11 protein-coding genes and 1 pseudogene are annotated in these 13,770 nt (G+C 56.8%); 6 read left to right on the forward strand and 6 right to left on the reverse strand.

Annotated features, from left to right (window positions below):
- Nucleotides 1-97 precede the first annotated feature (97 nt).
- On the forward strand, nt 98-1,432 hold the full coding sequence (locus VSQ83_RS08920; RefSeq protein WP_326426092.1) for a phospholipase effector Tle1 domain-containing protein: 1,335 nt from the start codon (nt 98-100) through the stop codon (nt 1,430-1,432).
- A gap of 131 nt (nt 1,433-1,563) precedes the next feature.
- Nucleotides 1,564-1,782, forward strand: a complete 219-nt coding sequence (locus VSQ83_RS08925; protein WP_133078257.1) for a hypothetical protein — start codon at nt 1,564-1,566, stop codon at nt 1,780-1,782.
- A 22-nt stretch (nt 1,783-1,804) separates the two neighbouring features.
- On the opposite strand, the gene VSQ83_RS08930 is transcribed toward VSQ83_RS08925, so the two are convergent.
- On the reverse strand, nt 1,805-2,035 hold the full coding sequence (locus VSQ83_RS08930; protein ID WP_133078258.1) for a hypothetical protein: 231 nt from the start codon (nt 2,033-2,035) through the stop codon (nt 1,805-1,807).
- Between the two features lie 440 nt (nt 2,036-2,475).
- Between VSQ83_RS08930 and VSQ83_RS08935 the strand changes: the two genes are divergently transcribed.
- From VSQ83_RS08935 to VSQ83_RS08950, 4 genes and pseudogenes are all read left to right on the forward strand, one after another.
- Nucleotides 2,476-2,946 (forward strand): hypothetical protein, encoded by a 471-nt coding sequence (locus VSQ83_RS08935; RefSeq protein WP_133078259.1) that lies wholly within the window; start codon nt 2,476-2,478, stop codon nt 2,944-2,946.
- 306 nt (nt 2,947-3,252) lie between these two features.
- Nucleotides 3,253-3,474 (forward strand): annotated as a pseudogene (locus VSQ83_RS08940) (hypothetical protein); the annotation flags it as partial.
- 113 nt (nt 3,475-3,587) lie between these two features.
- Nucleotides 3,588-4,970: a DUF1329 domain-containing protein gene (locus VSQ83_RS08945; RefSeq protein ID WP_326426094.1), complete on the forward strand. Its 1,383-nt coding sequence runs from the start codon at nt 3,588-3,590 to the stop codon at nt 4,968-4,970.
- 97 nt (nt 4,971-5,067) lie between these two features.
- Entirely contained in the window at nt 5,068-6,681 is a 1,614-nt protein-coding gene (locus VSQ83_RS08950; RefSeq protein WP_326426096.1) for a DUF1302 domain-containing protein, read from the forward strand.
- A gap of 121 nt (nt 6,682-6,802) precedes the next feature.
- On the opposite strand, the gene VSQ83_RS08955 is transcribed toward VSQ83_RS08950, so the two are convergent.
- From VSQ83_RS08955 to VSQ83_RS08975, 5 genes are all read right to left on the reverse strand, one after another.
- The gene (locus VSQ83_RS08955) at nt 6,803-7,987 is read right to left on the reverse strand and encodes an acyl-CoA dehydrogenase family protein (protein ID WP_219261314.1); all 1,185 of its coding nucleotides are present in this window, start codon (nt 7,985-7,987) and stop codon (nt 6,803-6,805) included.
- The gene (locus VSQ83_RS08960; RefSeq protein WP_219261315.1) at nt 7,984-9,156 is read right to left on the reverse strand and encodes an acyl-CoA dehydrogenase family protein; all 1,173 of its coding nucleotides are present in this window, start codon (nt 9,154-9,156) and stop codon (nt 7,984-7,986) included. Before VSQ83_RS08960 ends, VSQ83_RS08955 begins: the two co-directional genes overlap by 4 nt.
- 494 nt (nt 9,157-9,650) lie before the next feature.
- Entirely contained in the window at nt 9,651-10,103 is a 453-nt protein-coding gene (locus VSQ83_RS08965) for a CS1 type fimbrial major subunit (RefSeq protein ID WP_326426099.1), read from the reverse strand.
- Nucleotides 10,104-10,144: 41 nt separating this feature from the next.
- Nucleotides 10,145-10,888 (reverse strand): molecular chaperone, encoded by a 744-nt coding sequence (locus VSQ83_RS08970; protein WP_326426101.1) that lies wholly within the window; start codon nt 10,886-10,888, stop codon nt 10,145-10,147.
- 262 nt (nt 10,889-11,150) lie between these two features.
- Nucleotides 11,151-13,676, reverse strand: coding sequence for a CS1-pili formation C-terminal domain-containing protein (locus VSQ83_RS08975; protein WP_326426104.1), 2,526 nt, complete (start codon nt 13,674-13,676; stop codon nt 11,151-11,153).
- Between the last annotated feature and the right edge of the window lie 94 nt (nt 13,677-13,770).

Genomic DNA, 13,770 nt, shown 5'->3' on the forward strand with positions numbered 1-13,770 from the left:
AATTTTAAATAGACGTTTGGCTGAGTGTCCTGGTGATGTCCCTTTATATTCGGCACGGCGTTTTTGCGCGAAGCTGAATTAATCGAGGGTCAGAGTCATGAGTCGCTCAAGCAATACGGAGCGTGTATTGCGTGTCGGTATCTTTTTCGATGGCACAGCCAATAACCAGTTCAACCTTCTGCTGGGCCAGGAGCGTCAGGCCCAGGGCCTGAAGGTCGATCCCGCCAGCAGTTATGCCGGCACCCCGACCAATATCGCCCGTCTGCACCGCCATTACCCTGTGCAAACGACGTTCAGCGATGCGCGAGCGCAGACATCGCTTTACGTCAGCGGAATTGGCACCACCACCGCTGCGGCGGATACCGCGTTTCCGGGCCTGAGCTATGGCCGTGGCCTCACCGGTGTGCTGGGCAAGGCCGATGAGGCCCAGGCGCTGCTGAGCCAATGTCTGGGGCGATTTGTCCGGCTTGCTCCCCCCAACACCCTGGGTCGTTTGCAGCTGGATATCTTTGGCTTCAGTCGGGGCGCGGCAGCAGCCCGGCACTTCGCCAACCAAGTGCGTACCCTCCCTTTTAAAAAACAGTTTGCCCTGGCGCCCGACTTCACATGCTCCATTGAGTTTATTGGTTTGTTCGATACCGTCGCGGCGATGGGCGGGTTGGAGGATCTGGGTGATGTGGGGGATGAGATCAACCCGGGGCTCAATCTGTATCTGGGGCCTGACTGTGCGCAACAAGTGGTGCAGTTGTGCGCCCGGGATGAATACCGGCGCAATTTTTCCCTGACCCGCATTGCGCCGCAATGGCCGCTGGATATTTTTCTGCCGGGTGCCCATGCCGATCTGGGGGGTGGTTATCCGGTCGAGATGCAAGAGCAGGTGCAGTTGACGCGCTGGCAAAGCAATCTGGTCAGCCCGTCCACACCCGTCAGGCTGACCCGGGCCTGGAAGCTGACTCAAGCGCAATGGCTGGACTGGCAGGAGAAGGACTTGATTGATCCGCTGGCGCCGGACGATTTTTTGCAGGTGCGCACTGAAGAACGCAAGGCCGGCAGTCGTCAGGACCCGATGAAGAGGGTCCAGGCCGCTGTCTTTATGCAACGCCGCCTGTACGGCCAGCTTTCACGCCTGTACTTACGCATGATGCACAGGCTGGCGTGTGAGCACGGGGTGCCCTTTGCTGCCCTTAGCGACGCACAGGACGCCTTGCCTGACGAACTGATCCCCATTGCTACAAGGCTGGAGGGTCAGGTGCCGAAAAATGCGATCAAGCTGACTAATGCCCAGGAGCGTTTACTGCGCCAGCGCTACGTGCATCATTCGGCCAACTGGAATGCCAATGTGGGTGAGGGGCTCGGGGTGCTGGACAAGGGATTCTTCAACATACCGCAAGAGGGTGGGCGCTCTGTGTTCGACCAGAAGGCACCGGTCTGAGCGTGAGGAACACGGATATTGTTACAGCTGGTGCAATGGAGCTATGCAGGGCATGGCTTTTTCCAGCGAGGGTTACTCTTTAATATGACCGACATCGTTAGGTGACTAACTAAATAGGTGGAGTAACCATCATGTCTAACCGGGTTGATGTCGCCGTGATGATTGGCAGCGGTGTACCCGAAGGGTTGCGGGCCACGGGGCAGAAGGCTTGCTGGGTTGTGCTGGTCAATGGTGAGCAGCGGGGTACGGCGTTCTCGAGCCGCCTGGAAGCGGAGGAGTGTCGCTCTGCCTGGATGGCGCAGTTGAGCGCCACCCAATGGGCAGCGCACGGTCGGGCTCAGCGCGCTTGATTCGGGTCTTCCGGGTTGGGGGCTAGGCGTTGAGGGCGCCTGCGTCCACCGCCTGTTTTAATTCAAGTGCCGAGCTCTTGGCTGCAATTTCTGCCTGCTCGGCGGTCTTGAACCAGCGGTCTTTCTCGACCTGATGGTAAGTCACCGTTTTTAGCGGTGGCTTGGCCCGCATGACAATCACTGCCTGAAACTCACCGTCGACTTCTTTGGACTCGCCGCGGATAAAAAATTCGCCAATATCAAATTCCGTCACGTGTCACTTTCCCTTCGAGGTAATGGAGCCCAGACAACCCGGCGGCATGGGCCAGGTCGATTTTTGCGCAAGTATGGCAGTAGTTGACACCCAGCGGCGCAGTTAACGTGTCCGGGCGACGAAAGCGCTATTTCACGGCCAGTAAACGAAGTAAAAATCACGGTTTGCCCGATTGAGAAGTGGATGTGTATACCCAATCTCGGGCATGAGTCGGTAGAATGGCACTCCGGTTGTATTTTTTAGCCTGTTTTTGCTGATGCAGGCCCGGGTTGATGCCCATTAACCTGCGGTAATCGTCGGTCTTTGTTACATGCCACTCCCGACTCCAGCAGTCCGGAGATTTTGTTGTATCCGGTTTTTATATAAGTGGGCTGAGGCCTTTTTTCTGCTGCCTGTCATTTGTTCTGGTAGCTCCACTTCACGTTTTCGAGGGTTTTTCGTTGGCAGTCAGCAATCTGGAGATGCATGCGTTATTTGTTCTTGGCGATTTGCGGGCGCGGTTGGTCAAACTGTTCCAGTCCCGCTTTGTGTACATCACCGAGCAGAACGCAGAAGGTATTTACATCGCTGAAATCGATACAGAAGCAGCGTTGGTAGTCGATGACAAGCCAGGCCTGGGGCTCAAGGTTGGCGATCATTTTCGCGCTGCAGTCCTGCCCAGCCGTGAAGGTGGCAAGTTCGAAATCAAATTCCGCGACATCAAGATGACCATCTACGGTATCGGTGATTACGCTTATGTCAGCTCACCTCTGGGCGAAGGTATCGTATTCAAGGAAGGTCAGACCGTGATGCTGATCTTCGCCGCCCAGGAGCAGCTCAAGGAAGGCCTGAGCAAAACCCTGAAGGCCGTCACCGCCAAAGCCGCCAAATGGCCCAAGGGCGAGTTGACGTTCAAGGCCAGTAAAGAGTGACAAGAGATACCCTGTAGTCGCTGAGGAGCGTAGCGAGGCTGCGATGGGGATGGTGCGCCACTGCGACGCTGCCACCGTGAGCTCAGGCTACGCGCAATAACGAATACTCAGGTTTACGGCCGCTGTGCGCAGCCGATCGCAGCCTCGCTGCGCTCCTCAGCGGCTACAGATTCAAGGCGCTGGCTATAAGCTTTTGCGCAGTCCGTCCCTCAAACAGCCTAACCCCTATGGACGATGTTCAAGGGGCGGGGCCGTTTGATTATCGCGATCACCTAAACGAGTGTGCGAGGGACCGCGAGCATGGGCATGCAGCGCTTTGTAAACAACTGCGCCGAGCAATTGATGGCCCGGCGCAACGTCCTGCTTGGCTTTTTTCTGCTTGTAACCCTGGCCTTGGGCTACAGCGCCACCCCCGTACGTCTGGACCCCGGATTCAACAAGCAGATCCCGGTGCGTCATGCCTACATGCTCAACTTCCTGGACTTCAGCCGTATCTTCACCGGCGCCAATCGCCTGCTGGTGAACGTGTGGGCGCGATCTTCCTGCTTCCGGTGCTGGCCGCGTGGTTCAACCCGGGAAAACCGTTGGTGGAGACCGCTCCCACACGAGCATTTGCATGACTAATAAAAAAGGAGAACTCCATGGGACGCATCACCCAGATGGGCGGCTGGCTGTCAGTCGCACTGGTTTTACACGGTTATAGCGGGCTGGCACTGGCCCAGGCACCGGCGGATCAGATCGCCCGGCTGGGCAAGGATCTGACCTGCGTCGGCGCACAGCGGGCGGGCAATGCCGAAGGCACCATTCCGGCGTTTGGCGGTCAATGGCTGGGTGCGGCACCCGGAATGAAGTTCGAGGGCACGGGCAAGCATCCCGTCGATCCGTACCCTGACGAAAAACCGCTGTTTGTGATCACCGCGCAAAACCTGAGTCAGTACGACGCCCATCTGTCCGAGGGTCAGAAAGCCCTGTTCAAGCTCTATCCGCAGACCTTTCGCATGCCGGTTTATCCTTCGCACCGCGACTTCCGTTTCTCTGACACCGTGTGCAAGGCCACCCTGGAAAATGCTTCGGTCGCCAAGCTGGTCGATGACGGTGAGGGCGTGGTTGCTCGCACCGGCGGTGTGGCATTCCCCATCCCGCAAAACGGTATCGAGCTGCTGAAAAACGCCTCGTTGTTTACTGTGCGGGCATGGACCGAGGAATACACGTCAGACAACGCCTATGTGCTCAAGGACGGCAACATCAACTGGGGCCGTGTGCATTCGCGCAACATGGCGCCGGGCCTTGAGCCAGGAAAAATAGGTGATACCACCGGCAACTCAGCGTTCTATCTCAACGAGACTCTGCTGCCACAGCGCGACAAGGGTGAAATCAACACCGGTACCGAGTACTGGAACGACAAGACCGAGCCGCGCCAGAGCTGGCGCTATGACCCCGGCACGCGTCGCGTTCGTCAATCCCCGGGTTACGGTTTCGACATGGCATTCCCGGGCTCCGGTGGTTCCATCACGGTCGACGAAGTTCGAATCTTCAACGGCTCTGCCCAGCGCTACAACTGGAATATCGTCGGCAAGAAAGAGCTGTATATCCCGTACAACACGGCACGTTTGCATGACAGCAACCTCAAGTACGCCAACCTGCTGACTCCGGGCCATATCAACCCCGACAACATGCGCTATGAGCTGCACCGCGTATGGGTGCTCGAAGGCGTGCTCAAGCCCGGCAACCGCCATCTGTATGGCAAGCGCACGATGTACATCGACGAAGACAGCTGGTTCCCGATCATGGGCGACAACTACGACAACCGTGGCGAGCTGTGGCGCACCTCGATGGTCAACTACTTCTACGCCCCGGAGACACAGACCTGGCAGGCGGGTGTTGGCCTGTATCACGACTTGAACTCGCGCAGCTACCTGGCGTTCAACCTGATCAACGAACAACGTAACGGCTATGTGCTGAACAAAGGCGGACTTGCGCCGGGGGATTTCGGCCCTGAAGCAGCACGCCGGGCCGGCAAGTAAACCTGTAACGCCCTGACTCCATCCAGCTGTCTGCCACGGGCCTTGCCTGTGCGCAGGCGGCTGGGCGGGGCAAAAAAACAATAACAAGGAGCAAGGCATGTTCAAGCAATACACGCGTTTTGTGGGGACCGGTTTGTTGTCGGGGTTAAGCGGCCTGGCGCTGGCTGCGCCAACCATCGAACTGGGCGAAAACACCACGCTCGACTCATCGCTGACCGTGAACTACACGGCTTCGATGCGTACCGAAAAGCCTGATCACGAATACCTCAATAACATCAACTACGACGACGCCACGCGCAACTTCAAGCGCGGTTCACTGATCAATAATCGGGTCAGTGTGTTTGGCGAGCTGATGCTCAAACACGACAACCTCGGCGCCGTGGTACGCGGCAGTCACTTTTATGACGAGGTCTACCATCAACGCAATGACAACGATTCACCGGATACGGTCAACAAGACCGGACGCTACAACGACTTCAGCCAGGACACGCGCAAACTCAGTGGCAGCAAAGCGCGGCTGCTGGACGCCTACGTGTACGGCGACTTCACGGTCAATGACGACCAGTATTTATCCCTCAAGGCCGGGCGGCACCTGGTGGCCTGGGGTGAAAGCCTGTTCTGGCCCAACATCAGCCAGGGCCAGGCGCCAGTGGATTCGACCAAATTCAACGTACCGGGCACCGAAGCCAAGGATGCCTACTTGCCGGTAGGGCAAGTCTCGGGTTCGTGGTCGGTGAACGAAGATCTGGCCTTGCTCGGTTTCTATCAATACAAGTGGGAAGAAACCCAGCTCAATCCCGTGGGTGACTATTTCGGCAGCGACACCTTTGGCCCGGGCGCCGAGTTCTTTCGGTTGGCCCCGGGAGTCATCGATAATTTGCCGGATGCAGCTGCTGTCGGTTATGGCGGCTCAGTCAAGCCGGGCAACAGTGGCGAGTGGGGCCTGGGCACCCGCTACCGGTTGACGCAGAACACCGAAATCGGCTTGTTTCACTACCGTTATCACGATCGGGTTCCGGCGCTGTTTTTCGACTTCACCGGGCAGACTCACTACTCCTCGCTGGGCAAGGTGGGTGGCAACGGCAATGGTCCGAGTTACCAGTTGGGTTACTTTGACAACATCAAGCTCACGGGCATGAGTTTCACCACAAAAGTCGGTGATTCGGTGCAGTTTGCCGGTGACCTGAGCTACCGCGATGGTGCCGCGGTGTACTTGAGCAATGGTGCTCCGGCCCGTGGCCAGGTGTGGCAGGGCAACCTGAACGCGGTGTACATGATTGGGCCGACGTTCATGGCGCAACAGACCACGTTGATGACCGAGGTGGTACACCAGAGGATTCAGGGTGTGGATGACCTGACGATCAGCGGTGGTGGAGCGGGCACTGATGGCACCTTCAACACGTTCGTGTACGACGGTCAGACCCGTGGTTCAAGCCTGCTTGGCATCGGCGCGTATTTCGATCACCCCAACGTGTTTAACGGCTGGGATTTGACGACCAAAGCCACCTGGACCCAGAACATCGACGGCAGTGCCTACTCCGGATTGGGGCGTGCCGAGAAGCGTCTGACAGTGGGGGGAGACTTTAAATACCTGGGTAACTTCCAGCTGGGGCTTACCTATGTGGCTTACTTGAGTTCCGCCGATATTGCCCAGGGGCGGACAATGGCTGACAGGGACTACCTGTCGTTTAACGGCAAGTACACGTTCTGACAGGTTGAGGTAAGGACAGCTGCGCAACACCGTGGGAGCGGGCTTGCTCGCGATTCAGACGCCGCGGTTCAGCAGGGAAACCGCGTCGATAGCATCGCGAGCAAGCCCGCTCCCACAGGTTCTAACGCGCTTCGCGTGGCATGCCCAACGCTCGTTCGGCAATGATGTTGCGCTGGATTTCACTACTGCCACCGTAGAGGGTGTCGGCCCTGGTAAACAGGAACAGGGCCTGCAGGCGGGTCAGTTCGTAAGGCGCCCCTGCCAGCAGCTCGGCTTCAGGCCCCAGCACGTCCATCGCCAGTTTTCCAAGTTCCACATGCCAGGTGGACCACGCCAGCTTGTAGATTGTTGCTTCAGGTCGAAGGCTGCCATCCTGAGCTCCGGACAACATACGCAGCGAGTTGTAGCGCAACACGCGCAAGCCGGCCCAGGCCTGGGCAATGCGTTGACGTATGACGGGGTCCTGGGCCGCGCCATTGGCCCTGGCGATACGCACGACTTCGTCCAGTTCATTCTGAAACTGCATCTGCTGACCCAGGGTCGAAACCCCCCGCTCAAATCCCAGCAGCGCCATGGCAATTTTCCAGCCATCGCCAGGCTGGCCGATCATGTTGTGCGCCGACGTCCTGGCCTGATCAAAAAACACTTCGTTGAATTCGCAGGTGCCGGTCAATTGCTGGATCGGCTGAACCCGTATTCCTGGCTGATCCATGGCGACCAGCAAAAAAGACAGGCCGCGATGACCGACACTGCCTGGTTCGGTGCGTGCAAGCACAAAGCACCAATCCGACTCATGGGCCAGGGACGTCCAGACCTTTTGCCCGATGATCACCCATTGGCCGCTGCTTTCATCGAAACTGGCGCGGGTCTTGATATTGGCCAGGTCGGAACCTGCGCCGGGCTCGGAGTAGCCCTGGCACCAAAAATCCTGCCCAGACAGAATCGGCGGCAAAAAACGCTGTTGCTGCTCGGGGGTGCCGAAGGCTGCAATGGTCGGTCCGACCAGGCCCTCGCCGATATGACCCATGCGCCCCGGACCGCCCGCCCGGGCGTACTCTTCAAAAAAAATAACCTGCTGGTTGATACTCAGTCCACGGCCCCCATACTCGGTGGCCCAACCGGCACCGACCCATTGCCCCTGAGCCAGTACCTGCTCCCAGCGTTTACGCAACGCGGGGGAAAAGTCTTCATCCCCTGGGCCACCACGAAAGCGCAGAACGGCAAATTCGCCAGTGAGGTGCGCTTGCATCCACTGGGCCACTCGTTGCCGGAACTGCTCATCTGCTGCGCTAAAGCCGATATTCATGTGCACTCTCCGAAAATCTGTCTGGCCAACTGCTCGCGATGAAATGCCGGAGTGCCGAGCATTTGCTCACTGGCCCGCGCTCGCTTGAAATACAAGTGCGGGTCGTATTCCCAGGTGAATCCCACACCACCATGCAGCTGGATGGACTCGGCAGCGCACTGGAAAAAACCTTCGCTGGCGAAAATCTTGGCAGTGGCGGCGGCCTCTCCCAGTTGTTGTCGGGTGCCGGGATCGCCATCAATGTTCAGGCATTGATCGGCAATGCAGGCCGCGTAATAACTGGCGGACCGTGAGCACTCGATGGTCAGCATCAGATCGGCGCAGCGGTGCTTGATGGCCTGGAAACTGGCGATACGACGACCAAACTGTTCGCGTTCGTTTATGTATTTCAAGGTGATGTCCAGTGACTGCTGGGCACCGCCGGTCTGTTCGCCAGCCAGGCCAATGCAGGCGATATGCAGCACATCGCGCAGCATTGGCCAGCCTTGTCCCGGCTCGCTGAGCAAATGCTCGTCACAGACGGCAACGTCGTTCAGGGTGAGGGTGGCCAGGCGACGGGTTTGATCCAGTGTCGCCTGCGGCTGGCAAAGAATGCCGGGTGTGTCAGCAGGTAAAGCGAACAAGCGGATACCGGCTTCGCCGATGCTACCCGGAGTGCGAGCGGCAATGATCAACAGGTCACAGTCGGCGCCGTCGATGACATAGCGATACTCGCCATTGAGGCGATACCCGCCTGCATGGCTTTGTGCATACACCTGCACGCCACTATCGTCCCAGCGGGGTGCGCTGGTATAGGCGAGGCTGGCGCGTACGTCTCCAGCGGCGATCAATGGCAACCAGCGTTCCTTGAGTGACTCATTGCGGCTGAGCAACAGGGCAGGGGTGGCCAGGCAGCACGTAGCAAAAAAAGGCGTAGGCAGCAGGCAGCGTCCCAATTGCTCCTGCAACAGGCAAATCTCGGCGAAGCCCAGTCCGAGTCCGCCATAGGCTTCAGGGATCGCCAGTGCAGGCCAGTACAGCTCCTTGGCTATTTGCGCCCATGTTTGGGGGTCATACCCACGTTCACTGCTCATTGCCGTGCGTACGGCGCTGGAGCTGGCAACCTGGGTCAAAAAACGCTCGGCAGACGCTTGAATCATTCGCTGCTCGTCAGTCAGGGCAAGCTCCATGGGGAGGCTCTCATCGTAGAAATACGACTCAAGCTTGCGAGCGCGACGCGCGGGTGCAATCCCCGAGTCGGACTAGTCCGTTCAGGGCCCTGCGTCAGATTTCCGAACCCCGGATGACGGTGATGTTGCCCGAGTACTTGCCGCGTTCGGTCATCATTTCTTCGACGTACCTTTTCTGGAGTTCAAAATGCAGGGTCTAGGGTTTTTGTTCGACATAAAACGTGGACTTGAACAGTTGCTTTGTCGTGACTCCCAGTGGCTAGCGGGAGACTGAAGACTCGTTGTTATTGGCGATACTGGCGGTGTTTTATTTATTAACAGGTTGCGTGCAGAACTTTCCGGGTCTGGTTTGAATTCTGCCAAAAGCTTAAATTCAGCACGGTAAACAGACGATGCGCTAAAAAGCCTAAGAGTGGCGGGCGCGCACTGCTGAATTCCGAAACGCGCCCAATGCGTAGCCAGGTACGTCCAGTGGCATTCCTGCTGGGTTGTTATCAGCCTGATGGAAGCTGCGAATCAAAAATAATCAGCACATTGCCAAAATAGTCGCCCGGCTTGAAACCGTCTGCGGGCTCAGGTGCTTCGATGCGCAATGGCACCCGTAAACCGTCCCTTGCCTGCAATTCATTAACCACTTCGGTGCTGCTCAAGCTCAATAGCTGATTGTTGAATTTGACCTGAAGCGCAATGTCGAACCTGTCATTGGAAAGCTTTGGTTCGTAACCCAGCCGGGCGGTTATGGCTCCGCTGCTACTGTGCACATCGAACAACGCGTTGATTGGATCAAGTGCGTTGTTCACCCTGTTCCACCCCATACGCTGCTCACGCTCAAGAAAACCTGGGTCGATGGGCAGTACGTAAAACTCCGCGGTCGGGATAGTGACAGAGACCTCAAAGACATGTTCTTCCCGTGCGGCGAATGCCACTGAATGAGCAGCCAGCAGCATTAATGCCAGTGCACCGCGCAGGGATTGCTTACCGAGGGGGCTCATTGCCCTTTGACCTCAATAGTCTTTACTGCGCTGCCCTCAACCAGTTTAAAGCGATAATGGCGACCTGCCTCTTTGGCAACCTTCAAGGTGCGACCTGCCAGGATATGATTCGTGGTGATGGGTTTGCAGTCCTGCGGGTTCTTGACGGAGCAGTCTTTGAACTCCTCTACCACCACGACCGTGTTGCCGTTGTTACGCAGTGAGTATTGCTGTGGGGTGTCTTCTATTTTGGTATCAAAACGCGGGTTTTTCGGGCGAACGATAAATATGGTGCCGTAACCGGCCATCACATTGACCCCGGCCGACAAGGTTTTTTTGTACTCGTCGGAGTCCTCTTGAGTGATGGCGAACTTATCTTCCTTTTCAGGAACAACAGGCACAAAACGTAAGCGGAAGTAGCGCTCTTTGTCCCGGGAGCCCTTGGAGAGCAGGCGGGTGCCCTGGGTGCCTTTGGCGGGAATGATCAGGCGGGCCGGGCTGGCGATCAGGCCGTCGCGCATGGCGTCGCTGCCTTGAGTAGTGAGGGGCACTTCTGCGGTGCTGCCATCAGGCTTGTAAAGTATTTCGAGTATCGAAATACGTACAAAGGCGGTGCTGTCGCCACCGTTATAGACACGTTTCAAGTAGGTGCTTTTGTCGCCGTCCATGTAGTCGAATACGGTTCCGACATTGATATTCGGGCCTGCAATGGCACCAAAGGAAATGGCCCATAAGCCGAGTATTACAGCTGCAAATTTCATGTTGATTTCCTGCGCTTTATAGTTGCTGACGGGCAGCATTAAATTGTCGAATACCCATTAACGGTTCCGCTTTGTTTATAAAAACCGTCCTGGTTTAGCATTTATTAATATGCTTTTTTGATGTCCTGGTCCGACGCTTTATTTCGACGGCTCATATAGTTTCGGTGTGACCCACCCAATGCCCTTTACCATGTGAGCAGTGATGCAGCTCTGTAAGTTTAAATATAGCTTCAACGGCTATTTGTCGTTAACGGTGCAGGTATCAACCAGACACTTTGTCGGCATTCACCGACCCCGCCAGGGTATCGGCCGTGCAACGCAAATCGCCGATTTCCATCACATTGTTTTGCACGCTGGTTTTGTTCATGTCGATGCGGAACTGGCAGAGCAATGCTTCGCCCTTGCGTACTTCAAGCGTCGGGGTGGAGGCGTTCATTTCCATCGAAAAGAATCCATCCACTTCAGTCACGCCACGGCTGGCGTGATTGATGATGTGATGGCCCTTGAGCGGGTTGCCCTGCGGATCAATCAGGCGCCCGAGTACGGTGACGGTGTTCACCACTTTGATCGTGCGGTAGTCCACGCCGCCTTTATTAAGGTGATAGCGGGTGCGTTGCGGTTGAATGGAGGCAGCGGGTACGTCGGTTCCCTGAAAGTCGAAACTGACGGAGCTGCTTTTATAAGCCGTGATGGGGATAAAGTTGCGCCCGGGGCGAAGTATCGTACTGCCGCCGCTCAAGTCATCAGCGCGCAGGGCGATATCGGCAATATCGGATTCCACATCAACAATCATCCCGGCGCCTTGTCCATTGGGCTGGTTGGTCATCACCATTTTCGAGCCGCTCAAGGCCACGGTGCTGTCCAGGTTCAGCCCGCCGCTCAGCTTGCCGTTATACGAGGAGCGTTGCAGGAATGAATCGCCCGTCAAGATGTTGGTCTGGAAGGAAGCCCGACCACTGAGCCCGACCCCATAGGTGTCCGTAGTTGCCGTGGCGCTCACACTTTGCAGGGTATGGTCCTTGAGATCTTTTCGGTATGTGAGCGATGCATTGTTGTCACGTGCGCCATCGCGGCTTGTGCGTGAACCCAGGCTGGCTGACCACTGCTCACCCGGCCCGCCTAGGGCCAGGGAGACACTCAGGTCAATCCCGCGATTGCGCTGATTGCCGGTACCGAGGCTGCCGGGGCGGTCGAATACCGACAAACGCCAGTTTCCGTCGCTGCCAAACAGGTGCGTTGATTGTGACCATCCCAGATCAAGCCCGTAGCCCTTGGTATAGCCATCGCTATGAGTGAGACGTGCATTGAGGTTGCTCTTTGCGTCGACACGGTGGTTGACGGATACCGACGAGCTGCTTGTCTGACCCACATACGAAGGCTTTTTACGCAGGCGCGTGCCGTCCGGGAGGGTTTCGTAGGTATCGCGAGTGTCGAGCCAGCTGCGGGTATGGTTGAGCGCAATGTTGCCCTGGCCATAGTTGTACTGGCCGTTGAGATCAACCCCGGTGCCGTAGTTTTGGGTCTGGAACACGTTGGCATACAGGCTGGCGTTGTCGGCCAGAGTCCAGTCAATGGAGGTGCCCCATTGCAGATCGTTTTTGATCTGCCGCCCGGACAGCCCGAGCACCACCCGCGGGTGCAGCAGGTAATTGAGCGAAGCCCCGGCGGTCATGTCGCCGTTGTCTTGCGTGTCGTAGTTGCTCAACAGTTTGCTCTCGCGCCCGGCAAACAGGTTGTAGCGCCATGGGTCATCGAGGTTGCGCCAGTTGGCCGGTTTATAGACCAGCTCTGAGGATGTGCTGCTGACCTGACCATCTTCGACCAGGCGTACTTCAACTTCATAGATGCCGCCGGGCAAGGGGCGGGTATCCAGGCTTTGCAAGCCGGCAGGCACCATTTGAGTATTGATCAACAAACCATTGCGGTAGATCTCTACCGTTGCTTCACGGTTAGCGGTCACATAGATGGGATATACGCTGGGTTTGGGCTGATTTATGGTCAGGCTGTCGGAGCTGCCATACATCACGCCAAAGGTGGTGTCAGGGCTGGCGCCGAAAGTGCGGATCTGTCGGGTCAGGCCAAGTGAACTGGGGGTGAAATAGCCCAGACGCAAGAATTGACCTTCCAGTTCACGCTGGGTATAGGCGTCATGGACGGCATGCTTGATCTGGGTTTGATCCGGGTCGGCAACCGTCGAGAACTGCATGTTCAGGGTCTGGGTCCAGTTGCCGAGGCTGCTGCTGGCCTCAAGGCCATAGCGACCGCCAAGTTGTTCTTGCTGGCCTGTTGTCAGGTTCAGTTGATTGCGTACGATTAATCCAGTGCTGCCATCGACGGGCAGTTCGTGGTACTGGCTTTGCAGATAAGCTGATTCGGCTTTACCGGTCAGCAATGAAAGCAGCGAGTTTTCAAGGTTGTAATGAACGGCTATTAATTGCTCGGGGCATTTAGTGGTACAAGCACCCAGTTGCACGCCTTGTTTGAGGTACTCTGCCCAGAGGTCACTTTCACTGGGTGATACTTTGCTGCCGTTCAGGTCGGTAAACTCTAGAAGGGTCATACGATCATCGCGTGTCAGTACGACCATGGCTTCACCCACCAACAGCGAGTCGCGTTCGACTTGAACAGCCAGCGGGACGTCGAACAGGTGTTCTTCGAAATCGGCGGGTAAACCTTTGGCCTGTACCAGCAAACTTCTAGGTGTAGCACCATTGCCTTCAGCGGCTGCCAATGAAGCAGCAGATAATAACAAGGCAAGTGATGCCGCAATGCGCGTCATTGGAAACATGTACGCAATACTCAGGTAACAAATCAGGAGCTTTATAACTGCACTTGGTCAACTTTCTAACTTGACCAAGTGCAGATATTGCTTGTTGGTCAGC

This window comes from Pseudomonas sp. DSV-1 (assembly GCF_035830915.1).
In the GTDB taxonomy this organism is placed as follows: domain Bacteria; phylum Pseudomonadota; class Gammaproteobacteria; order Pseudomonadales; family Pseudomonadaceae; genus Aquipseudomonas.